20 protein-coding genes and 3 tRNA genes are annotated in these 24843 nt (G+C 32.1%); 17 read left to right on the top strand and 6 right to left on the bottom strand.

The genetic code is table 11. The features are described 5' to 3' along the window. The first annotated feature begins 2 nt into the window (after positions 1–2). Genes uvrB through ACY3IT_RS07520 form a run of 4 tightly spaced genes read left to right on the top strand, consistent with a single transcriptional unit; the run spans position 3 to position 6210 of the window. Entirely contained in the window at positions 3–1991 is a 1989-nt protein-coding gene (gene uvrB, locus ACY3IT_RS07535; protein WP_463082338.1) for an excinuclease ABC subunit UvrB, read from the top strand. After that, complete coding sequence (gene uvrA / locus ACY3IT_RS07530) at positions 1988–4837, top strand: excinuclease ABC subunit UvrA (protein WP_463082337.1); 2850 nt, start codon at positions 1988–1990, stop codon at positions 4835–4837. The genes uvrB and uvrA overlap by 4 nt, the downstream gene beginning before the upstream one ends. After that, entirely contained in the window at positions 4812–5297 is a 486-nt protein-coding gene (locus tag ACY3IT_RS07525) for a methylated-DNA--[protein]-cysteine S-methyltransferase (RefSeq protein ID WP_463082336.1), read from the top strand. Before uvrA ends, ACY3IT_RS07525 begins: the two co-directional genes overlap by 26 nt. After that, positions 5260–6210 (top strand): ROK family protein, encoded by a 951-nt coding sequence (locus tag ACY3IT_RS07520; protein ID WP_463082335.1) that lies wholly within the window; start codon positions 5260–5262, stop codon positions 6208–6210. The genes ACY3IT_RS07525 and ACY3IT_RS07520 overlap by 38 nt, the downstream gene beginning before the upstream one ends. Here the strand turns inward: ACY3IT_RS07520 and ACY3IT_RS07515 are convergent. Both ACY3IT_RS07515 and ACY3IT_RS07510 read right to left on the bottom strand, forming a co-directional pair. Then, entirely contained in the window at positions 6191–6910 is a 720-nt protein-coding gene (locus ACY3IT_RS07515) for a LolA family protein (RefSeq protein WP_463082334.1), read from the bottom strand. The genes ACY3IT_RS07520 and ACY3IT_RS07515 overlap by 20 nt on opposite strands. A gap of 18 nt (positions 6911–6928) precedes the next feature. Beyond that, positions 6929–7969: a hypothetical protein gene (locus ACY3IT_RS07510; RefSeq protein ID WP_463082333.1), complete on the bottom strand. Its 1041-nt coding sequence runs from the start codon at positions 7967–7969 to the stop codon at positions 6929–6931. Between the two features lie 65 nt (positions 7970–8034). Between ACY3IT_RS07510 and ACY3IT_RS07505 the strand changes: the two genes are divergently transcribed. The 10 genes from ACY3IT_RS07505 to ACY3IT_RS07460 all read left to right on the top strand — a co-directional run bounded on the left by ACY3IT_RS07505 (position 8035) and on the right by ACY3IT_RS07460 (position 18274). Continuing rightward, on the top strand, positions 8035–8589 hold the full coding sequence (locus ACY3IT_RS07505; RefSeq protein WP_463082332.1) for a Rossmann-fold NAD(P)-binding domain-containing protein: 555 nt from the start codon (positions 8035–8037) through the stop codon (positions 8587–8589). After that, entirely contained in the window at positions 8573–9406 is an 834-nt protein-coding gene (locus ACY3IT_RS07500; RefSeq protein ID WP_463082331.1) for a sugar transferase, read from the top strand. The genes ACY3IT_RS07505 and ACY3IT_RS07500 overlap by 17 nt, the downstream gene beginning before the upstream one ends. Positions 9407–9440: 34 nt before the next feature. After that, complete coding sequence (locus ACY3IT_RS07495) at positions 9441–9968, top strand: HNH endonuclease (protein WP_463082330.1); 528 nt, start codon at positions 9441–9443, stop codon at positions 9966–9968. Between the two features lie 28 nt (positions 9969–9996). Further along, positions 9997–12597 (top strand): calcium-translocating P-type ATPase, PMCA-type, encoded by a 2601-nt coding sequence (locus tag ACY3IT_RS07490; protein WP_463082329.1) that lies wholly within the window; start codon positions 9997–9999, stop codon positions 12595–12597. Further along, positions 12563–12994 carry a LysM peptidoglycan-binding domain-containing protein gene (locus ACY3IT_RS07485; protein WP_463082328.1) on the top strand — a complete coding sequence of 144 codons (432 nt, stop codon included), beginning with the start codon at positions 12563–12565 and terminating at the stop codon, positions 12992–12994. Before ACY3IT_RS07490 ends, ACY3IT_RS07485 begins: the two co-directional genes overlap by 35 nt. Before the next feature lie 51 nt (positions 12995–13045). Beyond that, positions 13046–13121 (top strand) — tRNA-Phe (locus ACY3IT_RS07480). Between the two features lie 92 nt (positions 13122–13213). Next, positions 13214–13290, top strand: a tRNA-Arg gene (locus ACY3IT_RS07475). Positions 13291–13422: 132 nt separating this feature from the next. After that, positions 13423–14535, top strand: a complete 1113-nt coding sequence (locus ACY3IT_RS07470; protein WP_463082327.1) for an ABC transporter ATP-binding protein — start codon at positions 13423–13425, stop codon at positions 14533–14535. A 103-nt stretch (positions 14536–14638) separates the two neighbouring features. Further along, entirely contained in the window at positions 14639–16210 is a 1572-nt protein-coding gene (locus ACY3IT_RS07465; protein ID WP_463082326.1) for a 1,4-alpha-glucan branching protein domain-containing protein, read from the top strand. Positions 16211–16213: 3 nt separating this feature from the next. Continuing rightward, a complete protein-coding gene (locus ACY3IT_RS07460; protein ID WP_463082325.1) occupies positions 16214–18274 on the top strand; it encodes an alpha-amylase/4-alpha-glucanotransferase domain-containing protein in 2061 nt (686 codons plus the stop codon). A 7-nt stretch (positions 18275–18281) separates the two neighbouring features. On the opposite strand, the gene ACY3IT_RS07455 is transcribed toward ACY3IT_RS07460, so the two are convergent. From ACY3IT_RS07455 to ACY3IT_RS07445, 3 genes are all read right to left on the bottom strand, one after another. Beyond that, positions 18282–18358, bottom strand: a tRNA-Arg gene (locus ACY3IT_RS07455). 5 nt (positions 18359–18363) lie between these two features. Continuing rightward, positions 18364–18840 carry a hypothetical protein gene (locus ACY3IT_RS07450; protein ID WP_463082324.1) on the bottom strand — a complete coding sequence of 159 codons (477 nt, stop codon included), beginning with the start codon at positions 18838–18840 and terminating at the stop codon, positions 18364–18366. Beyond that, positions 18837–19625: an inositol monophosphatase family protein gene (locus ACY3IT_RS07445; RefSeq protein ID WP_463082323.1), complete on the bottom strand. Its 789-nt coding sequence runs from the start codon at positions 19623–19625 to the stop codon at positions 18837–18839. The genes ACY3IT_RS07450 and ACY3IT_RS07445 overlap by 4 nt, the downstream gene beginning before the upstream one ends. Before the next feature lie 165 nt (positions 19626–19790). Here ACY3IT_RS07445 and ACY3IT_RS07440 point away from each other — a divergent pair, with 165 nt between their 5' ends. From ACY3IT_RS07440 to ACY3IT_RS07430, 3 genes are all read left to right on the top strand, one after another. Further along, positions 19791–22475, top strand: coding sequence for an ATP-dependent Clp protease ATP-binding subunit (locus ACY3IT_RS07440; RefSeq protein WP_463082322.1), 2685 nt, complete (start codon positions 19791–19793; stop codon positions 22473–22475). Between the two features lie 69 nt (positions 22476–22544). Next, positions 22545–23027: an adenosine-specific kinase gene (locus ACY3IT_RS07435; RefSeq protein WP_463082321.1), complete on the top strand. Its 483-nt coding sequence runs from the start codon at positions 22545–22547 to the stop codon at positions 23025–23027. 23 nt (positions 23028–23050) lie between these two features. Next, positions 23051–23695: a cytidylate kinase-like family protein gene (locus ACY3IT_RS07430; RefSeq protein ID WP_463082320.1), complete on the top strand. Its 645-nt coding sequence runs from the start codon at positions 23051–23053 to the stop codon at positions 23693–23695. Here ACY3IT_RS07430 and ACY3IT_RS07425 read toward each other — a convergent pair. Continuing rightward, positions 23687–24838: a hypothetical protein gene (locus ACY3IT_RS07425; protein ID WP_463082319.1), complete on the bottom strand. Its 1152-nt coding sequence runs from the start codon at positions 24836–24838 to the stop codon at positions 23687–23689. The two genes, ACY3IT_RS07430 and ACY3IT_RS07425, sit on opposite strands and share 9 nt — an antisense overlap. Positions 24839–24843 lie beyond the last annotated feature (5 nt).

The following is a 24843-nucleotide window of genomic DNA, read 5'->3' as shown; positions in this document are numbered from 1 at the left end:
TTATGAATGGTTTTATACTAGTATCTGAATTTAAACCCTGTGGAGATCAACCTCAGGCTATAGAGAAGCTTACCGAAGGTGTTAAAAGAGGCCTGAGATACCAGACCCTTATAGGGGTTACTGGTTCAGGTAAGACTTTTACTATGGCAAATGTGATAGCTAATGTACAAAAACCTACTCTGGTAATTGCTCCTAATAAGACCCTTGCAGCCCAACTATATAGTGAGTTTAAAGAATTTTTTCCATATAATGCTGTAGAGTATTTTGTAAGTTATTATGACTATTATCAACCTGAGGCCTATATTCCTCAAACTGATACTTATATAGAAAAGGATGCAGATATAAACGATAGAATTGATAGGTTAAGACATAGTACTACAAGTAGTCTTCTTTCAAGAAGAGATGTTATTGTGGTTGCAAGTGTATCTTGTATATATGGTTTGGGCTCTCCTGAAGATTATGAACAGATGATATTTATGATTAAAGAGGGTGATGAGATACCTCGGGAAGTACTTTTAAGAAAACTTATAAAATTACAATATGAAAGAAATGATTATGAATTTACAAGAGGAAAGTTTAGAGTTAGGGGAGACTTAGTAGAGATATTTCCTATAGGAGGAGAAACTGCGATTAGAGTAGAATATTGGGGTGATATCATAGAAAGAATATCAGAGGTTGATCCCATAAGTGGTAAAAGAAATTGTGATTTAAAAAGCACCTTTATTTATCCTGCCACCCATTATATTGCTCCTACGGAGAAACTAGAAAGGGCTATAGAATCTATTAGAAAAGAATTGGAAGAAAGGCTTGAGGAGCTTAGATCTCAAGGAAAGTTTCTTGAAGCAAAAAGATTAGAAGCGAGAACCCTTTATGATTTAGAACTATTAAAAGAGGTAGGTTATTGTAAGGGAATAGAAAATTATTCAAGACATTTTGATGGTAGAAAACCTGGTGATCCTCCTTATACCCTTCTGGATTATTTTCCTGAGGATTTTTTAGTATTTATTGATGAATCTCATCTAACTATTCCTCAACTTAGAGCTATGTATCATGGTGACAAATCAAGAAAGGATAATTTAGTAGAATATGGATTTAGACTTCCTTCAGCTTATGATAATCGTCCTTTGACTTTTGAAGAATTTTGGGAAAGGGTTCCACAAGTGATCTTTGTTTCTGCAACACCTGCAGATTTTGAGCTTAGTATTTCAGAACAGATAGTAGAGCAACTTATCAGACCTACAGGATTACTTGATCCTGAAATTGAGGTACATCCAACGGAGGGTCAGATTGAGCATTTAATTTCAAAGATAAAAGAGGCAGTTTCAAGAGGAGAAAGGGTTCTTGTAACTACATTAACAAAAAGAACAGCTGAGGATCTGGCAGAATATCTATCTAATCTTGGTATAAGAGTAACCTATCTGCATTCAGAAATAGAAACCTTAGAAAGAACAGGAATTTTACAGGATCTGAGATTGGGAAAATTTGATGTACTAGTAGGGATAAATCTTCTTAGGGAGGGGTTAGATCTACCCGAGGTCTCATTGGTAGCAATTTTAGATGCTGACAGAGAAGGGTTTTTAAGATCAGAAAGATCTCTTATTCAAGTGATGGGAAGAGCAGCAAGAAACGTCAATGGTAAAGTAATTATGTATGCAGATACTATAACCGATTCTATGAGAAGGGCTATTGAAGAGACGGAGAGAAGAAGAAGAATTCAAATGGAATATAATAAAGCTCATGGAATAGTTCCAAGAAGTATTCAAAAATCTGTGAAAGAAGTTTTTGATTTTGTTGAGGCAGTTAGTGAGAAAAAAGCAGATTACAAAGCTGTATCTAAAAATCTATCTATAGATGAGATAGGAGAGGTTATAAAGCGGCTTGAAAAGGAGATGTATTCTGCTGCTGCGGAACTTGATTTTGAGAGAGCGGCATATTTAAGGGATCAAATAAAAGAATTAAAGAATGAATTAAAGAAAAAGACAAAATTATGAGTGATTATATAAAGATTAGGGGAGCAAGAGAGCATAACTTAAAGAATATAAATTTAGATATCCCCAGAAACAAACTTATTGTATTTACCGGGATAAGTGGCTCTGGTAAATCTTCACTTGCCTTTGATACCATATATGCTGAGGGGCAAAGGAGATATGTAGAATCTCTTTCTACTTATGCAAGACAGTTTTTAGGACAGTTAAATAAGCCTGATGTGGATATTATAGAAGGTCTTTCACCCGCTATCTCTATAGATCAAAAAACAGTGATAAAAAATCCTCGATCTACGGTAGGTACAGTTACCGAGATATATGATTATTTAAGACTTCTTTTTGCTAATATTGGAAGACCCCATTGTCCCAATTGCGGTATTGAAATCTCTGCCCAAACCTCCCAGGAAATAGTGGAAAAGATTCTTTCTTGGGAAGAGGGAACAAGGATTCAAATCCTTTCTCCTGTGGTAAGGGGAAGAAAAGGAGAGTATAAGAAGTTATTGGAGAATTTAAGAAAAGAAGGATTTTTAAGAGTAAAAATAGATGGTGAGCTCTATTCCTTAGAAGATGAAATAGAACTTGATAAGAATAAAAAACATGATATTTCTGTGATCATAGATAGATTAATAGTGAAACCTGATATAAAGACAAGATTATCTGATTCGGTAGAATTGGCCTTAAAACTTAGTGAAGGATTATTAATTGTGGAAAAATATGTGGGAGATAAAGTGGAAGAACACATTTTCAGTGAAAATTATGCTTGTCCAATATGTGGTTTTAGTTTTGGGGAGATAACTCCAAGATTTTTCTCTTTTAATAGTCCATATGGGGCTTGTCCTGTATGCTCTGGACTTGGAGGTAAAAAAGAATTTGATCCAGATTTGATTTTGGATTATGAAAAATCTATATCAGAAGGGGCAATTATCCCTTGGGGAAAGGAAATATCTCCTTATTATAAAATTCTACTGGCCAATATTGGAAAGAGGCTTGGTTTTAATCTTGATACTCCCCTTAAATTTTTTACAGAAAATCAACTAAAATCTCTTTTATATGGTGTACCTTTTGCGGTAGAAGTAAATTTTCCCGACTGGGATATTTATGGATATAGACATTTTGAGGGTTTAATAAATATATTTATGAAAAGATATGAAGAGACAGAATCTGAGGATGTTAAAAACTTCTATGAGAGATTTATGGTTTTTTCCCCCTGTAGTGAATGTGGGGGAAAGAGATTAAGGAAAGAAGCTCTATCAGTATTTGTAGGGAGTAAAAATATAGCTGATGTTTCTTCTTTAACTCTTGTGGAATTAAAGGATTTTCTTATGAATCTTTCCTTATCTGATAGAGAAAGAATTATTGCATCACCCATATTGAAAGAGATAATTCAAAGGGTAAATTTTTTAATAGAGGTAGGTGTAGATTATTTAACTCTTGATAGATCTGCATCTACATTATCTGGAGGAGAATCTCAAAGAGTTAGGCTTGCTACTCAAATTGGGTCAGGACTTGTAGGAGTTATATATGTCCTTGATGAACCAAGTATAGGATTACATCCAAGAGATAATGAGAGATTAATAAAGAATCTAAAAAATCTTAGAGATCTTGGAAATACAGTAATCGTTGTAGAACATGATGAAGAAATAATCAGATCCGCAGATTTTATTGTAGATATAGGGCCAGGAGCTGGAGAAAAAGGGGGACAAATTGTTGTTGCTGGTCCTTTAAATGAGGTAATAAAACATCCTGAATCCTTAACAGCCCAATATCTTAGGGGTGAGAGAAAAATTCCTATTCCTGTAAGGAGAAGGAATATAGGTGGAAGATGGTTAGAAATTAAAGGGGCTAAGGCAAGAAACTTAAAAAATATAGATGTTAAAATTCCACTAAATGCCTTTGTATGCCTTACTGGTGTATCGGGCTCTGGAAAGAGTACTCTTGTGGAAGAGATTATATATCCTGCTCTTCAGAAAGCATTACATGGAAAGAAGGTAAGAAGCGAGTATTATGAGGAAATAAAAGGTACCGAATATATAGATAAGGTTATTGTCATTGATCAATCTCCTATAGGGAGAACTCCGAGATCTAATCCAGCTACCTATACTAATGTTTTTACGGAAATAAGAGAACTTTTTGCCCAATTACCAGAGGCTAAAATGAGAGGATATAAAGCTGGAAGATTTAGCTTTAATGTGAAGGGTGGAAGATGCGAAGCGTGCAAAGGGGAAGGTATGGTAAAAGTAGAAATGCACTTTTTACCTGATATTTATGTTCCATGTGAAGTATGTAAAGGGAAAAGATATAATAGTGAGACCTTAGAAATAAATTATAAAGGTAAAAATATTGCAGATGTATTAGATATGAGTGTAGAAGAAGCCTTGGAATTCTTTGAAAACTTTCCATCTATTCGAAGAAAGCTGGAAACATTGTATGATGTTGGATTAGGATATATAAAATTGGGACAGCCTGCTACTACTCTTTCAGGAGGAGAGGCTCAAAGAATCAAGCTTGCAGCAGAACTTTCAAGAAAAAGTACAGGTAGGACTTTTTATATTTTAGATGAACCAACAACAGGATTACATTTTGCTGATGTAGAAAAATTATTAAATCTGCTTCATCGATTAGTGAATGCTGGAAATACTGTACTTGTTATAGAGCATAATCTGGATGTGATAAAAACAGCAGATTATATTATTGATTTAGGTCCTGAAGGAGGAGATAGGGGTGGTGAGATTGTAGCAGAGGGTACTCCTGAAGATGTAGCTATGAATGATAGGTCATACACAGGACAATTTTTAAAAAGGATTTTGAATTTAAAGGAGGAAGTGAGTGAAAGGAGCTTTAAGAATAGATAATAATAAATTTTTAGTAGTAGAGTTTGAAAAGGGAGTCATTACAAAAATATATTTTAGTTTTAAAGAGGAAATTGAGAAGGATTTTCCAGGAAAGGATTTATTTTTAGATTATTTTTCTGGTAAGATGGTAGATTTTAAAGATCTCAAACTTGATATGAAGTATATTCCCGGATTTTTTGTGAAAGTATACCAATTACTTAGAAATTTACCTTATGGAAGAATTACAAATTACGGAAGTATTGCTATAGAATTAGGAAATAAAAATTTAAGTAGAGCTGTAGGTAATGCATTAAGAATGAATCCTTTTTTGATTGTGATCCCATGCCATAGGGTTGTTAGGAAGGATGGAAATATAGGTAATTTCTCCTTTGGAAAAGATTTAAAAATATGGCTTCTTAGAATGGAAGGAGTGACGATAGAAAATGAGAAAGTATATAGCTGTAGACATTGGTGGGACTAAGATTGCATTAGGAAGATTTAAGGAAGAAGGAATTTTGGAAGAGAAAGTTGTATTTCCAACAAGACCTGAGAGGGGTTATCAAAAGATATTGGAAGAAATGGTAGAAAATATAGAAAAGTTTTTAACTCCAGATGTAATAGCCATAGGAATAGGAACAGCAGGTCCATTAGATAGAATTAAAGGAGAAATATATTCACCTCCTAATCTTCCAGGATGGAATGGAGTACCTTTAAAAAAAGATTTGGAAGAAGCTTTCAAAATTCCTGTTTATATGGATAATGATGCTAACGCAGCTTGTCTGGGAGAATATTATTTTGGGGCTGGAAAAGGAGTAAAAGATTTAGTTTATGTGACTGTAAGTACAGGGATAGGGGGAGGAATTATTATAGATGGAAAAATTTTGCATGGTAGGAGAGATAGTGCTGGAGAAGTAGGGCATCAGACCATTCTACCTGATGGCCCATTATGTAATTGTGGTAATAAAGGATGTTTAGAAGCTCTTGCCTCTGGAACTGCTATAGCAAAGAGGGCTAAAGAGGCTATAGAAAGAGGGGAAGATACTATACTTTTAGATTGGAGTAAGAAGGAAGAAATTACTGCAAAACATGTAAGGTCTGCTATGTTGTTAGGAGATAAGGTAGCAACATATATCTGGAATCAGGCAATGGAATATTTAGGTATTGGGATAGGTAATATTATCACGATTCTTTCTCCTCAAAGGATAATAATTGGGGGAAGCGTAGGTCTTTCAGGAGAGGATGTCATTCTTAAAATAAAAGAAATAGTTGGGCAGAGAGTCTTTTTGGTTCCTGTAGATATGGTTGAAATTGTCCCTGCCCAACTTGGAGAAGATGTAGGTCTATATGGAGCTTTTTCAGTAGCACTTCATGAGATTACTTTGAAGGCGACATAAAGGGAATAGGTGTGGTCATATTTAATGGCTCTTTTTGTTTTATAATCTTGCCTTGAGGTAATGTTCTTAGAGTGTTAGGAGATAAATTTGAATTAATTTTTACTTCTGACCACAATATTTCTATATATGGCCTATTTTGTACATCATAAACCTTTAATCTTAAGGGTATATAATCCTTTGTTATAAAAAATTCTAAATATGAATAATTGGCTTTTAATTCTGGTTTTTGAGGAATTCCTGTAATCTTATATAATTTTTGATTTTTTTCAGTAACTTCCTCTAACTTTAATGAAAAGTCTTCACTAGAGCCAATCATAGGAATAGAGGAAAAAGAAATAGTAGAGGTTTGGGTTACAGTGTAAGGAGCTTCAATAATTTGCTTAGTGGAAGGTGAATACATTTTTGTTATTTGTTTTTCAGCATCAATCAAAAATATCTGTCCAGCCAGAAGTGCTGGTTCTGTAAAATCTATTCTTAAAATAGATGGGTTTTTTATTGCCTTAATCTCCATCGACATCTTTGTGGGAAGGCTTTCTCCTTTGCTGGAATAAGAATAAACCGTCATTGTCATTTTCATACTTATATCTTTTGCTGAGTTCCATTTATTCTCTATTTCTTTGAGAATAGAATCAGGAGTTTGAGTATATACAAAGGAAAGAAAGAGAGAAAAAATTAGTACTAAATTTAGAATCTTTTTCATCTTTTAATTACCCCCTTTTTAAAACTGATAGGAAATTTTCATTCCAAGACTTGTATTTTCAGAATCTTCTTTCAATTCATGTTTTATATAGAGGCTATTCCACATAGCTCCTTCCAAGGCAGGAAAATTGAGGGCTAATTTAGTAAAGATATAATTCTTTCCTGATAAATTGATAAGATATCTTACTAAGCCTTCAACATTTAAATTATTAGTAACATTCCATTGGGCTTTTATTCCCAGATCTATTTTGTGTTCATTGTCTTTTGTATTGTAAAAATAGCCTATGCTATATTCTGGAAATATTTTACTGCTTAATGGTAAAGCTAATGAAAGTTTAAAACCTAAATCCCCTTCATCTAAGGAAGACAAAGAAAGAGTGTTTCCATTTAAATATCCTATGAATCCTCTTATTCCTAAACTTCCAATATTTATTTCTCCATTAAATAAAACACTAAAATTTAAATTTGAATCTTTAAGGTATAAATTTGTCTCCTGAGCTAGTAATAGAAATCCAAGAGGAAGATGAATTTTTCTTACAAATAAGATGTCTGCCATATAATTTTCGGTATTATTTTTATTTAGAGATAAAATAAAAAGGGTAAGATAATTATTATTGGAAAACGTGGTACTCCATCCTAAAATTTTTAAGGGTATATTTGGTTCTAAATGGGTTAATGAAGGTAGATCCTCAAATGTTTTACTTCCTTTTCCAGATAGATAAAAAATCTCATTATTTCCTAAATATAAACTTAATTGATAGCCATTCAATCTTAAATTATTTGTAAAAAGGTTCAAAGATGGATAAAAAAGACCTGATACTATCTTTAAATGTGGGGATTGGATAAAAAGATGATAGTTTATTTCCTTATTTAGAGTGTTGTATAAAATAGAGGACCCTAAACCCAAATTGTCACTCCACCATCTTTCAAAAGAGATATTAAAGTCTTGGCCATATGAAGAATTTACCTCTGTTGAAATTTCCATTTTACCCCATTCATACGCATAAGTTAAGGAAAACAAGATGATAAAGGATAGAGATATTATTATAATCTTTCTCATAATTCCCTCCCTTTTGACATTTTCTATAAATCTTTTTATAATCCAAAAAGGGAGATTTATCAAGTATGGAGAAAGAAAGAAGAGAAGCTTTATTTTTACTTATACTTGTAATATTAGATTTAATAACATTAAGTTTTTCTTTACCTTTGGCTTATTTTGTTCGTTTTAACCTGTTAAGTAAGATTCCATATTTTTATGTAGAAAGAAACGAAATTCCTCAATTTTTTCCATATTATTTTACCCTTAACTTAATTTTATTTGTTGCTTGGGTTTTACTTTTAATTATATATAAGGTCTATAGATCTAAGAATTTTTTATCTTTTCAACAAGTATTTAGTGCTATTACTATAGGTACCTTTTTGGTTTCTTCTTTGTCTTTCTTTTATCGTGATTTTTTTTATTCGAGGTTAGTTTTTATATTAACTTGGGGAGTGGCAATAATATTAACCTTTTTTACAAGGATAATTCTTTTTCTTTTAAAGATGTCTACTATAGGCAAAATTTCTAATAAAGTAATTATAGTAGGGAGAAATGAAATATCAGAAGTAATTAAATCTTTTTGGGAGCAAAATCCTTATTTAAATTATAATGTTATAGATGTGATTGAGGATAGTAGGTAATATTGAGGAATTAGTTTCTCAAAAAGGTATTAATGAGATATTAGTGGCTAAAAGGCTAAATAATGGGGAGATCTTGAGACTTGTATCTTTGAAAAGAAAAAAAGGAGTTTATATAAAAATGGTGCCGGAAAGTTATCTCTTTTTTAGCAAGAGGATATCTTTTGATGAAATTAGTGGTATCCCAATTATGGAGCTTGAAATTTCTAATTTAGAAGGATTTCAAGGTTATATAAAAGAGATTATAGATATAGTATTAGGAACTATAGGGCTAATTGTATTTTCTCCACTTTTTATAATAATTGCTATTCTTATAAAGTTGGATTCAGAGGGTCCTATCTTTTATAAGCATCTGAGAGTAGGTAGATATGGTAAGCCATTCTATTTGTGGAAATTTAGGACAATGTATAAGGAGGCAGATAAGATTTTAGATAAATATCCAGAGCTAAAGAAGGAATTTGAAAAAGAATTTAAGCTTAAAAAAGATCCAAGGATAACACGTATAGGTAAATTTTTGAGAAAGTTTAGTTTAGATGAGATTCCACAGATTTTTAATATTTTGAAAGGAGAAATGAGTATTGTGGGCCCAAGGCCTGTAACCTTTAAGGAGCTGGAAAAGTATGGTGAATATAAAGATGAAGTCCTTAGAGTAAAGCCTGGTTTAACAGGTCTTTGGCAGGTTAGTGGTAGAAGCAATTTGGGTTATGCAAGAAGAATAGCATTGGATCTTTATTACATACAAAATTGGAGTCTTCTTTTAGATATAAAGATAATTCTTAAAACTATTCCTGCTGTTTTTTTGGGAAAGGGTGCTTACTAAACAAGTTATGATATAATCTAAATGGTGACTTTTCATGGAAGAACTTTTGAATGAAATGGTATTGGTATTAAATAGTAATTATGAACCCTTGGACGTATGTAGAGTTAAGAGGGCAATTAGTCTTATTTTACAAGAGAAGGCAGAGACTCTTGAAACAAATGGTGGCGTCGTAAGAAGTGCAACTTTAGAACTTGAGATACCATCTGTGATTAGGCTACTTTACTATGTAAAAAGACCAAGATTAGAACTCAAGCTTTCAAGAAAAGGGATATTTTTGAGAGATAATTATACATGTCAATATTGTGGTAAAAAAGGAGGAGAGTTAACAATAGATCATGTAGTACCTAAAAGGCTTGGTGGAAAATCTGTTTGGGAAAATTTGGTAACTGCATGTAAGGAATGTAATCATAAGAAGGGAGATAGGACTCTTGAAGAGGCTAATATGAGACTTTTGAAGGAGCCTAAAGCTCCTAAACATGTTTATTATTTTAGATTAGCTAAATATTTAGAGGAAGAAAAAAACGAAGGATGGAAAAAATATTTTTTTAATGTAGATATTTAACATTTGAATTATATATGGAGGAATGCTCATGTGGTATAAAATGTCTAAGGAGGAAGTATTAAAGAAATTAGAGGTGAATCTTAATGCGGGACTGTCTGAGGAAGAAGCAAGAAAAAGGTTAGAGAAGTATGGTAAAAATACTATTCCTGAAAAACCACCTGAGAGTTTTATAAGTATCTTATTAAGACAGTTTAAGGAATTTCTTACTATTGTACTTCTTATTGCTACCTTTATTTCTTTTGTTTTAGGAGAGACAAAGGATGCGATAGCTATTTTGATTATTGTGCTTATAAATGCTTTTTTAGGTGCTTTTCAAGAGTTTAAAGCTGAACAGACTCTTGCTTCTTTAAAATCTTATATAACTCCTAAAGTAAAAGTTATAAGGGATGGTAAGATTAAAGAAATTAACATAGAGGACTTAGTAACAGGTGATATAGTTCTTGTAGAAGAAGGAGAGAAAATACCTGCAGATGTTAGATGGATTGAAACTTCAAATCTTCAAGTTGATGAGTCTATTTTAACCGGTGAATCGGTGGCAGTGACAAAGAATGCAGATTTTATAGCGGATAATGACATGGCTTTAGGGGATCAACTTAATATGGGCTTTAAGGGAACCACTGTAGTTTCTGGTAAAGGAAAGGGTGTTGTAATAGGAACAGGTTTAAATACAGCACTTGGAAATATTGCTCGTATGCTATCTGAGATAGAAGAAGAAAAAACTCCTCTTCAGAAAGAATTAGAGAAACTTGGAAAACAGTTAACTTATGTAATTCTTGCCATCATATTTTTAGTTTTTATTATAGGAGTTATTCAAAGAAGAAATGCCTTTGAAATGTTTTTTACGTCTGTAAGTTTAGCAGTTGCAGCTATTCCTGAAGGTCTTCCTACAGTTATTACTATTCTTCTTGCATTAGGTGTACAAGAGATGGCAAGAAACAAAGCTATTGTGAGGAGACTTTCTGCTGTTGAAGCTTTAGGAGCCACATCTATTATTTGTACTGATAAGACAGGTACTTTAACAGAAAACAAGATGGATCTTGTCTCTGTAATTTTACCAGATGGAAAAATAATTAAAAAAGAAGATTTTGTAAAGGAAAAAGATTATATAAAGGAGTTGCTTTTTACTGCTGTTTTAGCAAGCGATGTAAAGAAAAAAGATGATGGTAGTCTTATAGGTGACCCATTAGATGTGGCAATATATAATCATTATTCGAAGCTTTATCCATTAAATTATTGCGAAAAAGTAGATGAAATTCCATTTAATTCTCAAAGGAAAAGAGTAAGTGTTCTTTATAAATTAGATGATTTATATTTTCTTGCGGTAAAAGGAGCTGGTGAGGAAATTTTAAGAAAAAGTAAGTTTTATTATCTAAATGGTGAAGAAATAGAATTAACAGAAGAAAAGAAAAAGGAATTTTTAGAGGCTCAGGATGAGTTGGCCAAACAAGGTTTAAGGGTTTTAGCTGTAGCAAAGAGAACCTTTAAAGATTTAATAGACAAAGATAATTGGGAAAAGGATCTTGTTTTTTTAGGTCTTTTGGGATTTATGGATCCTCTTCGAGAGGGGGTAAAGGAGGCTATTGAAGAATGTAAAAAGGCAGGCATTCGTCCTATAATTGTAACAGGCGATTATCTTTTAACAGCCAAAAAGATAGCAGAAGATCTTGGAATGGATGTGGAAAATAGTTTATATTATACAGGGGAAGATATAAATAGACTTGGTTTAAATAATATATCTTGGGACAATGTAGTTATTTTTTCAAGAGTCTTACCAGAACATAAGATGGATATCGTAAAGGAGTTAAAGGAAAGAGGAGAAATAGTTGCAATGACAGGAGATGGTGTAAACGATGCCCCTGCATTAAAAATGGCAGATATTGGGGTGAGTATGGGGTTGAGAGGAACCGATGTGGCTAGAGGAGCATCAGACCTTGTCCTTCTTGATGATAGTTTTGCTACAATTGTAAAGGCTGTTAAAGAAGGAAGAAGAATATTTGATAACATAAAAAAAGTGACATATTATTTACTTTCGTGTAATCTAAGTGAGATTTTTGTGGTAAGTATGAGTATATTTTTAGGTTTACCTTTACCCTTGACACCTTTAGAGCTTCTTTGGATTAATCTGATAACTGATGGATTTCCAGCCTTAGCTTTAGGAATAGAACCCTATGAAAAAGATATTATGATGAGAAAGCCAAGAAGAATAGAAGAAGGTATTATTAATAAAGAATTATGGAGAAAGATAGTTATTGATGGAATTTTTATAGGGATCTCTTCATTAATATTATTTAATATTGGGTTAGCTAAAAGCTTAAATTTTGCAAGGACTATGGCTTTTTCTGGTCTTGTTTTTTCACAGATTTTCCAAGCCTTGAGCCTTTCATTAAGGAGAAGAGAAAAGATTTTTGGAGAGTTATTCTCAAATAAATATTTAAGTTTAGCTATAACATTTTCAATTATTATCCAGCTTTTAGTACTATATACACCTTGGGGAATAAGATTTTTTAATATAGAGATTTTAGATCTAAAAGATCTTGTTTTTGTTATTTTATTGAGCTTGTTACCAATTTATAAATTAATAGGAGAAAAAATATATGAAAAAATTTTTAAGAGAGCTGTTAATTTATAGTATAAGTTTTTTATTAATTCTCTTTTTAACGAGTCAACTATTTTCTCTTGAAAAAAGACCAATTTATACATCTATAAAGAGTAATACAGTAAGTTCTGTATATACTCCAACATACACGTTAACAAATGTAACAAATACTCAAACCTATACAATGACAGCTCAGAAGACCGTAACTTCTACATCCTCTCAATCAAGCACTAAAGAAAAAGAATCTTCACAACCAGAAATACAAAATCCATCCCAGATTATATATGAAGTTAAGGTAGGAGATACTATTATTGGAATTGCTCAAAAATATGGAATAAGTTGGCAAGAGTTGGCCAAAATAAATAAATTAAAAGATCCTAATTATTTAGTGGTAGGACAAAAATTAATTATTCCAATAAATAACAAATAGATATAAACCCTTGTCTTTAATAAGTTTATTTGATATAATTTATCCAAGAGTGCGGACGTAGCTCAGTCGGTAGAGCGAGGGACTGAAAATCCCTGCGTCGGGGGTTCGATTCCCTCCGTCCGCACCATATAATGGGGAGAATAAAGAGGAATTTGATAAGAAAGGGTTTTTATCTTTTTTATAGATTTTTTAATTCTTTTTTACCTTTCGAACTCCTAAGCGCCCGTAGCTCAGTAGGACAGAGCAGCGGTTTCCTAAACCGCGTGTCGGGGGTTCGAATCCCTTCGGGCGCACCACTTTTGAATACCCGCGTTACCTACCCTACGCTTCAATATATAATACTTGGAGGTGGTACATATAATTAAAACACAGTATTCTTTGTGCTCTTTAAAACATGAATCATTAAGAACTCTAAGGAGGTAGAAGCGATGGCAGAGGTAAAATTGGAAAATGTAACAAAAAAATTTGGTGATGTTATAGCTGTTAATAATGTGTCTCTTGATATCAAGGATAAAGAGTTTATTGTTCTTGTTGGACCATCTGGTTGTGGTAAAACAACTACATTAAGAATGATTGCTGGATTAGAGGAGATAACATCTGGAAACATCTATATTGATGGAAGAATAGTTAATGATGTACCCCCCAAAGATAGAGATATAGCAATGGTATTTCAGAACTATGCTCTTTATCCTCACATGACTGTTTATGATAATATGGCTTTTGGTCTAAAACTTAGAAAATATCCAAAGAGTGAAATTGACAGAAGAGTTAAAGCAGCTGCTGAGATGTTAGGTATTGAGAATCTGCTAAAGAGAAAACCCAAAGAACTTTCCGGTGGTCAAAGACAGCGTGTTGCTTTAGGTCGTGCAATTGTTCGTGAACCTAAGGTTTTCCTTATGGACGAGCCTTTATCTAACTTAGATGCAAAGTTAAGAGTACAAATGAGGGCTGAGCTTAAGAAACTTCAAAGAACTCTTGGGGTCACTACAATATATGTGACTCATGATCAAACAGAGGCAATGACAATGGGCGATAGAATTGTAGTTATGAAAGATGGAGTGGTTCAACAAGTAGATGATCCTTTAACAGTCTACGAAAAACCCAATAATGTATTTGTAGCTGGTTTCATAGGTAGTCCCCCAATGAATTTCATTGATGCAACTCTTTCTGAAGATGCTAAAGTTCTTAATCTTGGAAGTTTCAAATTAGGAATTCCTTCTGATATGCAATCTTTTGTGGCAGAACATGCCAAAAACTATCTGGGCAAAAAGGTTATTTTGGGAGTAAGGCCAGAGCATATATATGAGGTGGCTCTTATGAAAACAGAAGATCTAATACCAGAAGCTGTAGCAGATCTAAAAGTAGAAGTTTTAGAACCTATGGGAACTGAAGTATATTTATATTTATTAAATGGACCTGTAAGTGTGGTAGCAAGAGTTAGTGCAGAAACAAGGGCAAGGATGGGTGAAAATGTAAAAGTGATGTTTGATCTAAGAAAGATGCATCTTTTTGATCCTGTTACTCAGATGGCTATAATTTAAGGATTATTAAGGAAAGGGGTATTAGGGATGTTAAGGAAGGGGGAACCAAATTCCCCCTTCCTTTATATATAATTATTAACATGTGTTAATAAGGAGGATTAATATGGTAGAGAGATATTTTAATTTGGTGCTTCATTCCCATCTTCCCTATGTTAAAAAGGCTGGAAGATGGCCTTTTGGAGAGGAATGGTTCTTTGAGGCTATGTTGGAAACCTATATACCCCTTTCCATATGTTTTGATAGATTAATTGATAAGGGTATTGAATGGCATTTAACCATAGGTGTTACTCCAGTTCTATCTGAGATGATGATGGATTCTTATATGATTTATGAAACTGAGAAATATATAAACAATAAGTTAGAAATGGCCCAAAAAGATTATGTTTTATTTGAGAGGGAGAATAAGGAAGAATCAGAAGTTGCAAAATTTTATATTGAGTATTTTGAAGAGATTTTAGATTTTTTTAAGAATAAAATATCATATAATATTCTTGGATATTGGGGTAATCTTCAGAGGGAAGGATATCTTGATATAATAACCTCATCTGCAACTCATGCATATTTGCCTCTTTTAAAAAAGAATTCATCTATATACGCTCAGCTTTATATTGGTAAAGAGACATATTTGAGAAAGTTTAACAGACCTCCTAAGGGTATTTGGCTTCCTGAATGTGCCTATAAGCCTGGGATTGAAAAATTTTTAGAGAATTTTGATATTAAGTATTTCTTTGTTGATACCCATACAATCCTTGGTGGAGAACCTTCGGATTATCCTTATTTTAAAAAGAAAGAAGTAGAGATTAAAAATACTGAAAGAAGTATTTATAAACCATATTTAGTATCCGATAGTAATGTGGTTGTTTTTGGAAGAGATAGTAAGACGAGTATGCAAGTTTGGTCTGCAGAATGGGGATATCCTGGAGATGGAGTTTATAGAGAATTTCACAAAAAAGCAGATACTTCAGGTATTCAGTACTGGAGAATAACAGATAAAACCAAGGGATTAGGGGAAAAAGATGTTTATGATCCATTGTTAGCCAAAGGTAGAGTTTATGAACATGCTGAACATTTCGTAAGTATTTTAGAAAATGAGATAAAAGAAGAGGGAATTGTGACTGCAATGTATGATACTGAACTATTTGGACATTGGTGGTTTGAGGGACTCATGTTTATTGAGAGAGTGTTTGAGCTTCTAAATGAAAGTAAAAGGGTTAAAAGTATAAACGCAAGCTTAGCATTAGAAAAATTTGAGCCAGAAGAAAGAATTGATCTTCCTGAATCATCATGGGGAAGAGGTGGAAAACATGAAGTGTGGCTTAATGAGGAAACTTATAAATTATGGGAAAAAATTTATGAAATAGAGGAATTTATGGAAGAGATTGTTTCAAGTGTAAAAGAACAGAAAGTTCCATTATGGAAGGAAAAGGTACTAAATCAAATGGGAAGAGAGAAATTACTCCTTGAAAGTAGTGATTGGCCATTTTTAATTACCACAGGACAAGCCAAAGAATATGGTTTTAATAGATTTTATGAACACTATAACAATTTTAAGGATCTATCTAATTTTTTAAATGAGGATAAATTATCTATTGAAGATTATAGGACATTGAAAAAATTAGAAGATAAAGACTCTTTATTCTTGTCCTTAAATTATAGAATCTTTGAAAGGAGGTAGAGGATGCAAAAAAAGATATATTTTTCTTTAGGACTGCATAATCATCAACCTGTAGGAAACTTTGACTTTGTAATTGAAAGAGCATATCAAATGTGTTATAAGCCTCTTATTGAATTTTTTTATAACTATCCAAAATTTCCTTTCAATGTCCACTTTTCAGGATATTTATTGCTTTGGTTGGAGAATAATCATCCAGAGTATTTTCAGATTCTTAAGGCTTTATCAGAAAGGGAACAAGTTGAGATATTAAGCGGTGGTTTTTATGAACCTATATTACCCATAATACCTGATAAAGATAAAATTTTGCAGATAAAAAAACTAAATGATTATATCTATAATAAATTTGGGCAAAGGCCAAAAGGAATGTGGCTTGCAGAAAGAGTTTGGGAACCTCATCTTGTTAAATTTATAGCAGAGGCTGGTATTGAGTATGTGATTGTAGATGATGCTCATTTTCTATCAGTTGGATTAAATGAAGATGACCTTTTTGGTTATTACTTAATGGAAGAAGAAGGGTATAAATTAGCTGTTTTTCCAATTAGTATGAAATTGAGATATCTAATTCCTTTTGCAGATCCTCAAGAGACAGTAGAATATTTGGATAAGTATGCAACAGTAGAGGGAGATAGAATAGCTCTTCTTTTTGATGATGGAGAAAAATTTGGGCTTTGGCCTGATACATATAATTTAGTGTATGAAGAAAAATGGCTTGAAAGGTTTTTCGAGAAATTGGAGGAAAATTTTTTATTAATAACACCTGTTAATTTATATGAGTACATGAAAAAATATCCCCCTAAAGGGAGAATTTACTTACCTACAGCCTCCTACAGAGAAATGATGGAATGGGTTCTGTTTCCAGATGCACAATTAAATTTAGAGAGATTAGCAGAAAAACTTAAGAATGAAGGTACATGGGAAATATATGCACCATTTATTAAAGGGGGTTTTTGGAGAAATTTTCTCAGCAAATATGACGAATCAAATCATATGCAAAAGAAGATGTTGTATGTGAGGAAAAAAATTGATTTATCGAATAATGATGAGTTAAAAAATAAAGCCTTAGAGGAACTTTGGCAAGGGCAAGCGAATGATGCGTATTGGCATGGAATTTTTGGTGGACTTTATCTTCCACATTTAAGATCTGCTATTTATGAACATTTAATTAAAGCAGAAAATTTTGTTGATGGGGATTTCAAGTATAATATTTTTGACTTTGATTGTGACGGTAAAGATGAGATTATCATTGAATCTTCTGTTTTTAATCTTTATTTTTCACCCTCTTATGGAGGATCATTAATAGAATGGGATTTTAAAAATAAGTCTTTTAATCTTACTAATGTTCTTACCCGTAGAAGAGAAGCTTATCATGAGAAGCTTCATAAAATAGAAGAATATGTATTAGGAAAAAGTATTCATGAAAGATGGACAGCTAAAGAGAAAGGATTAGATCAAGTATTATTTTATGATAGACACAGAAGGGTATCTTTTATTGAAAAATTTTATGAGAAAGAACCAGCTATAGATTTATTACTAAAAGATAACGAAAATTTAATAATCGATACTTTCTATGAGAAATTTGACTATGATATAAAGGAAGAAAATAATAGATTCCTTTGTTCCTTTAAAAAGGGATTTTCAGATTTTGAATTATACAAGATTTTTCTAATTCCTAAGGATAGGAATGAAATTGAAGTATATTATCGAATTATAAATTTGAAAGATGAAAATATTAGTTTGAATTTCTCATGGGAGATAAATTTAAATTTCTTGGCACCTAATCATCCTGATTTTTATTATTTTTCTACAAAAAATGAGAAGGCTCCTCTTAATTCTATGGGAGTTGAGAGTATAAATAGATGGGGTATAAGTTCTGGTATTGGAATAAATTTAGACTGTTATCTTGATATGGAAACAAAAGTTTATAGATATCCTATTGAGACTGTATCTTTATCAGAAGAGGGGTTTGAAAGAGTATATCAAGGAAGTGATTTTGTACATTTTTATCATATAAATTTAGGACCAAATCAAAGTTGGGAAACTCGTGTGAAATTTATTGTTTATTGATAATTATTGGTGCGCCCGAGAGGATTTGAACCTCCAACCACCGGCTTCGGAGACCGATGCTCTATCCCTTTGAGCTACGGGCGCACCTTTTAAGGTATTATATAAATTAAGTAGAAAATTAATGCCTCAATAATTATTATAACCAAGAAAAACTCTACTATAACAACAAGATCTATTTGAATCTTTCTCCATTCTTTTTGTATAAGTATTGGAAGTTTGACTTTTAAAAGTTTAGATGTCTTACTATAAAGATGCAAACTCATAAGTATAGTTCCAATTACAAATGGTACATAGACTTCTATTAGAATTTTAACATATGGATTTTTCTTGAAAAAGTAAGAAAAGGTATTATCAATAAGTAAGAAGTTTAGATTAGTAATAAAGAAAAGAAGATAGAAAAAGGAAGAAAAATAAATATATTTGTTAATAACTTTTAAAAATTCCTCTCTATTGAACTTTTCTTTTAATGCTAAAATAACTAAAAAAGTAGGTGATCCAATAAGATAAGAAAGAGAAAAAATATGAAGAAGAGAATTAATAAAATGTATAAATGGAAAAATCTTCATTTCTTAATCACTATCCTTTCCAATTTTATGATCTCTAGCATATTATCATGAATAAGTCCATTAGATGCTAAAAAAGTATCATCATCTAATTGTATATCATTACCGTTAAAATCAGTCACTTTTCCTCCTGCCTCCTTTACTAAAATTATTCCTGCTGCAATGTCCCATGGTTTTAGTTTTCTTGCCCAAAAGCCATCTAATCTTCCGCAGGCCACATAAGCAATCTCTAATGCTGCAGATCCTGCTCTTCTTATTCCATGTGTTCTTGAAGATAAATTAATAAAAGGTAAGAAATTTTTTTCATCTAGGGTTAGTTCATATGGCATGCCTGTACTTATTAGTGCATCTGCAATATTCTTAGTTTTTGATACTGCTACTTTTTTATCATTCAAATAAGCCCCTTCATTTTTTAAGGCGAAAAATAATTCTTTTCTTATGGGATCATATATAACTCCCAATATTATTTCTTCATTATATTTAAGAGCAATGCTTACTCCAAAGAAAGGAAATCTATGGGCATAATTTGTGGTGCCATCCAATGGATCTATGATCCATGTATAATCAGATTTTTTTTGCAAAAATCCCCTTTCTTCACTTAATATGGAATGATCTGGAAAATTTTCTTCTAAACATTTTATAATTAATTTCTCAGATTCTTTATCTATGGAAGTAACCAGATTAGAAATTCCTTTTAATTCTATAATTTTCTCATCTTCTAAATGAGAAACTATGAAATCTCCAGACTTTTTGGCTATATTTATTGCAGATTCCAAAAATCTTAACATTATACTTTTCCCTCCAGATGTTAGCATTTCTTTTGATTATAAAATTTTTAAATTATTCTTTCAAATATGTTGACAAAAACAATATGTAGATGTAATATATATACAGTTTTAATATATAGAACATTAATTTGTGAAATTTGATATAATAAAAAGGAGGTGAAATGTATGGGTAGAAAATTATGTGATATTTGTAGTCAAAACCCTGCTACTGTAAGGGTGTATACTATCAAAAATGGTCAAAGGCGTGTCTTAGATATTTGTGAAGAGTGTTATAGCAAAATAAGGAGACAAGAAAGAAGTTATTCTCCTTTAGAATCGTTATTCTTTGGAGATCTTTTTAGAGACTTTTTTGGAGATGAATTTGGCTCTCCTTTTGGAAGATACCCTGAAAGAGAAAGAGAGGCTATTGATATAGGAGACTATTTGAGTGAGGTTTCAAAGAATTTGCTACAGGAGGCAGCTAAAAAGGCTGTAGATTTTGGGAAAAATCAAGTAGGAACAGAACATTTGCTATATGTTCTTCTTGATAACGATGTGGTAGGTGAAATACTAAAACAATTTAAACTTTCTCCTCAGGACATAAAGATATATATAGAAAATAATGCTCCTAAGGGTAGCTTCAAGCCTGAAGGAGAAGAAGTAGAAGTAGATATCTCTCCAAGGCTTAAGAGTGCCTTAGAGAGAGCGTTTATGGCTGCAAGGGATTTAGAACATAATTATATAGGTCCTGAGCATCTATTAATTGGACTTGCCGAAGAAGAGGAGGGATTTGCCTCTACTGTTTTAAGAAAATATGGATTATCTCCTCAGGCTTTAAGACAAGCTACAATTAAAGTTGTTGGTAGAGGTAAAGAGGAGGCAAAAACAAGAAGAAGAACTAATACTCCTACCTTAGATAAATATTCTCGTGATCTTACAGAGCTAGCAAGACAAGGAAAACTTGATCCAGTAATTGGTAGAGCTAAAGAAATAGAGACAGTTATTGAAGTACTTGCAAGAAGAAAGAAAAACAATCCTGTTTTAATAGGAGAGCCTGGAGTTGGAAAGACAGCAATAGTGGAAGGATTGGCACAAAGAATTGTTAAGGGCGAAGTACCAGAAGTATTAAGAGATAAGAGATTAGTAGAATTAAATATCAACTCAATAGTTGCTGGTACTAAGTATAGAGGAGAATTAGAGGAAAGAGTAAAGCAGATTCTTGATGAAATAATTGCTAATCAAGACAACTTAATTATCTTTATAGATGAAATTCATACTATAGTTGGTGCAGGAGCTGCTGGAGAAGGTAACTTAGATATAGCTAATGCCTTTAAACCTGCTCTTGCAAGAGGTGAATTGCATTTAATTGGCGCAACCACTTTAAATGAATATCAAAAATATATAGAGAAGGATGCTGCTTTGGAAAGAAGATTCCAGCCTATCTTTATAGCTGAGCCAACTGTAGAACAAACAATTATGATTTTAAGAGGGCTTAGAGATAGATTTGAGGCCCATCATAAGGTAAAGATAACAGATGAAGCAATAATTGCAGCAGCTGAGCTATCGGATAAATATATAACTAACAGGTACTTACCAGATAAAGCTATTGATCTTATAGATCAAGCAGCTGCAAGAGTAAGAATTATGCTTACTTCAAGACCGGCTGAAATTCAGGAATTAGAGTCTAAGATACAATCTCTAAAGAGAGAGCAGGAATATGCTACATCAAGAAAACAATATGATAGAGCTAAAGAATTAGAGGAACAAATTCAAAAACTTGAAAAAGAGCTTCAAGAAAAAACTGAAGCTTGGCAGAAAGAAAGAGCTTCTGAGGTACCAGAAGTTAGAGCCAAACATGTAGCAGAGATAGTCTCCTCATTAACTGGTATTCCAGTAACAGAACTTACTGTAGACGAAAAAGAAAGATTATTAAGACTTGAAGAAAAATTACATGAAAGAGTAGTTGGTCAAGACGAAGCTATAAAAGCTGTAAGTGATGCTATAAGATTGGCAAGGGCAGGATTAAGAGAAAAGAATAGGCCTATAGCTTCATTCTTGTTCCTTGGTCCTACAGGAGTAGGAAAGACTGAATTAGCAAAAGCATTAGCATGGGCGGTGTTTGGTGATGAAGATGCTATTATAAGGATTGACATGAGTGAGTATATGGAGAGACATACTGTATCAAGACTAATTGGTGCACCACCAGGATATGTAGGATATGAAGAGGGTGGCCAATTAACAGAAAGAGTTCGTCGTAGACCTTATAGCGTGATACTTTTGGATGAAATAGAAAAGGCTCATCCAGACGTGCATAACATTCTCTTACAAGTATTCGATGCTGGTAGACTTACAGATGGAAAAGGTAGGGTTGTAGATTTCACAAATACCATAGTAATTATGACAAGTAATATTGGTTCTGATATTATTCAGGCTAATTTAAGTGCTACCGGAAAGGATAAGCTTTCATATGAACAATTGAAAGAAAAGCTTATGGAAATATTAAAGAAATACTTTAGGCCTGAATTTCTCAATAGAATTGACGAGATAATTGTATTCCATGCTCTTACTAAAGAGCAGATAAAGGATATTGTGAAATTACAACTGGAAAGAGTAAGAAGAACAGCAAAAGCTCAGAATGTAGATCTTATGTTTGACGATTCAGTAATAGAATTTTTAGCTGAAATAGGATATAGTCCAGAATTTGGAGCAAGAGAACTTAAGAGAAAGATAAGGAATGAAATTGAAACTAAGCTTGCTAAAGCCATGTTAGATGGTACAATCCAAGAAGGAGATAAGATAAGGGTTAAGTATGATCAAGAAAAGAATCAAGTAGAGTTTGAAAAGATAACCGAAGAAGTTAAAGCAAAATGAAGTTAATAAAAGGGGAGGAAAATTCCTCCCCTTTTTTTTTAAAGAATTAGAATAGGAGGGGTTGAAAATATGGAGATTCAAATTGTGGAGATTGAGAAACCTGAAGATGTTAACTTGATACTTGGTCAGACGCATTTTATAAAGACTGTAGAGGATTTATATGAGGCAATTGTAAATAGTGTACCTTTTGCAAAGTTTGGTATTGCTTTTTGTGAGGCTTCGGGTCCTGCCCTTATAAGGCATATAGGTACTGATCAAGAAATGGAGGAATTAGCCATAAAGAATATGCAAAAAATAGCTGCTGGCCATACTTTTATAATATTTATAAAGAATTTTTATCCTATAAATGTTTTAAATGCTATAAAACATGTGCCAGAAGTTGTAAATATTTTTGCTGCTACAGCTAACTCTCTTAGAGTAATAGTTGCAGATGACGGAATAGGTAGAGGGGTTTTAGGAGTAATTGATGGTGTGAAACCAAAGGGAATTGAAGGAGAGGAAGATATGAAACATAGAAAGGAATTTCTTAGAAAAATAGGATATAAACTTTAAGCATTTTAGGGGGAGGTGTTTTTGTGGCTATTATTACCATATCAAGACAGATAGGAAGTATGGGAGATGAGTTAGCAGAAAAGTTATCACAGGAACTTAGATATAGGTATTTTGATAAGCTCCTAATGACAGAGATAGCTGTTGCTTCTGGATTAAGCGAGGCTGAAGTTATAGATTACAATGAAGATAATTATAAAATAAAAAGCTTTTTTGAACAGCTTTTTAACAGAAAGACCCCCTTAGGTAAGATAACCGTTAAAGAAAAAGATGAAACAGGTAGAACCGTTATTACCACAAAAACTTTTGATGAAGAAAATTCTTTGGCCTTTACACAAGCAGTAATTAAAAAGTTGGTGGATTGGGATAATGTGGTAATTGTGGGAAGAGGTGGACAAATTCTTCTTAGGAATATTCCCCACACTTTACATCTAAGAGTAATAGCTCCTTTAGAATTTAGAATTGAGAATATAATGAAGAAAAAGGGTTTTTCAAAGGAGGAAGCCTTAAAATACATCTCTGAAAAGGATAGGGCTGCTCAAGAATATCTATATAGGTTTTATAATGTAGATTGGAATGACCCAGAATTATATCATATGGTAATCAATATGGGTATGTGGGAAATTGATAAGATTGTTAGAGTTATAAAAGAAACAATTAAATTAGTATAGTTCTTCTATTTGATTCTCTAAAAAGGAGATTAGATTTTCAAGGGATAATGTTAGTTCTTCTTGAGTTTTTATTTTAAATTCTTTCAGGAAATTTATTAAAAGATTTTTTAGTTCAGTTTGTAAATTATTTATTTTTAAAAGTTCTAATAGTATTTTACTTAAAATCTCTTCTGTTATACGAATGGTTTCTTTAAAATATAGTATACTGCTCTCATAATTTTTAGAGTTTTTTATTGTGAATAATTTATATTTTGAGGATGGAAAAAGGGTAGACAAAATCTCAACAATATTTTTAGTAATATTTTCCAAGTAAATAGTTAATAAATATTTTTCCGTTGTGTTTAAAGGATTTAAAACATAATTTTCTTTGTCTATATTAAAAATTATAGGGAATTGGGAAGAGTTTAATTCGATATTTAATATCTCTTTTAGTTTGTAGGACAAATCATAAAGATGACAGAGTTTGTGAAAAGAAATTTCAATAGAATTTAAATCCAATAAAGATCTATCATTTTCCTTTTTTGTTAGGATATTTATATTCTCTCCTAATTTAATCAAGGATAAATGAGGATTTGAAGCTAAAATATAGGGATCAATATAAGGGTTTTGAAATTTCACTGTTCTATAATATAGGACAAAGATTACCGATAGAATTTTTCTAATAATCTCTAATCTATAATATAAAAGAGCTAAGATAGCTATATAATAACCCTTACTTTTTAGAATTATTCTTCTTTCCACATCTGAGGTATCTAAGTGGGATAAAATATAGCCATATGGAGGCATATTTATTGGACTTAAAGAAGTTTCTGGAATGTCTATATCTTCTAATCTACCAATTTTAGTTATAATCTCTTTTATGGTTTTATAGCTTATGCCTGAATTTCCATTGGATGCAGTGTATATTAATGTGATAATAATAGATCTTTTTTCCTCCTTATTTAAATAAGAACTAGAGAAGATTTTATTAAATTTCTCATCTTTAAATATTGAGTCAAAATGTCTAATATATATATTTAGAAGATTATTAGATTGATTAACTTTTTGAGAAAGAGTTTCAGAAAGAGTTATTATATATCTCTTCTTAACAATATCTACAAAGTCCTCTATAGATAAGGAGTTTTCATCTAATACGTATTCCATTATTT

The sequence above is a fragment of the Dictyoglomus sp. GBS genome (genome assembly GCF_055179815.1).
Note: the sequence above shows the minus strand (reverse complement) of the source record. Positions and strands in the feature narration are given on the sequence as shown.

Coding starts and splice junctions, on each gene's coding strand:
- ACY3IT_RS07450 (WP_463082324.1), bottom strand. CDS start 18,840: ATGAAGATTTTTCCATTTATACATTTTATTAATTCTCTTCTTCATATT.
- ACY3IT_RS07485 (WP_463082328.1), top strand. CDS start 12,563: ATGAAAAAATTTTTAAGAGAGCTGTTAATTTATAGTATAAGTTTTTTA.
- ACY3IT_RS07515 (WP_463082334.1), bottom strand. CDS start 6,910: ATGAAAAAGATTCTAAATTTAGTACTAATTTTTTCTCTCTTTCTTTCC.
- ACY3IT_RS07490 (WP_463082329.1), top strand. CDS start 9,997: ATGTGGTATAAAATGTCTAAGGAGGAAGTATTAAAGAAATTAGAGGTG.
- ACY3IT_RS07505 (WP_463082332.1), top strand. CDS start 8,035: ATGGAGAAAGAAAGAAGAGAAGCTTTATTTTTACTTATACTTGTAATA.
- ACY3IT_RS07440 (WP_463082322.1), top strand. CDS start 19,791: ATGGGTAGAAAATTATGTGATATTTGTAGTCAAAACCCTGCTACTGTA.
- ACY3IT_RS07460 (WP_463082325.1), top strand. CDS start 16,214: ATGCAAAAAAAGATATATTTTTCTTTAGGACTGCATAATCATCAACCT.
- ACY3IT_RS07435 (WP_463082321.1), top strand. CDS start 22,545: ATGGAGATTCAAATTGTGGAGATTGAGAAACCTGAAGATGTTAACTTG.
- ACY3IT_RS07445 (WP_463082323.1), bottom strand. CDS start 19,625: ATGTTAAGATTTTTGGAATCTGCAATAAATATAGCCAAAAAGTCTGGA.
- ACY3IT_RS07470 (WP_463082327.1), top strand. CDS start 13,423: ATGGCAGAGGTAAAATTGGAAAATGTAACAAAAAAATTTGGTGATGTT.
- ACY3IT_RS07520 (WP_463082335.1), top strand. CDS start 5,260: ATGAGAAAGTATATAGCTGTAGACATTGGTGGGACTAAGATTGCATTA.
- ACY3IT_RS07425 (WP_463082319.1), bottom strand. CDS start 24,838: ATGGAATACGTATTAGATGAAAACTCCTTATCTATAGAGGACTTTGTA.
- uvrB (WP_463082338.1), top strand. CDS start 3: ATGAATGGTTTTATACTAGTATCTGAATTTAAACCCTGTGGAGATCAA.
- uvrA (WP_463082337.1), top strand. CDS start 1,988: ATGAGTGATTATATAAAGATTAGGGGAGCAAGAGAGCATAACTTAAAG.
- ACY3IT_RS07495 (WP_463082330.1), top strand. CDS start 9,441: ATGGAAGAACTTTTGAATGAAATGGTATTGGTATTAAATAGTAATTAT.
- ACY3IT_RS07510 (WP_463082333.1), bottom strand. CDS start 7,969: ATGAGAAAGATTATAATAATATCTCTATCCTTTATCATCTTGTTTTCC.
- ACY3IT_RS07465 (WP_463082326.1), top strand. CDS start 14,639: ATGGTAGAGAGATATTTTAATTTGGTGCTTCATTCCCATCTTCCCTAT.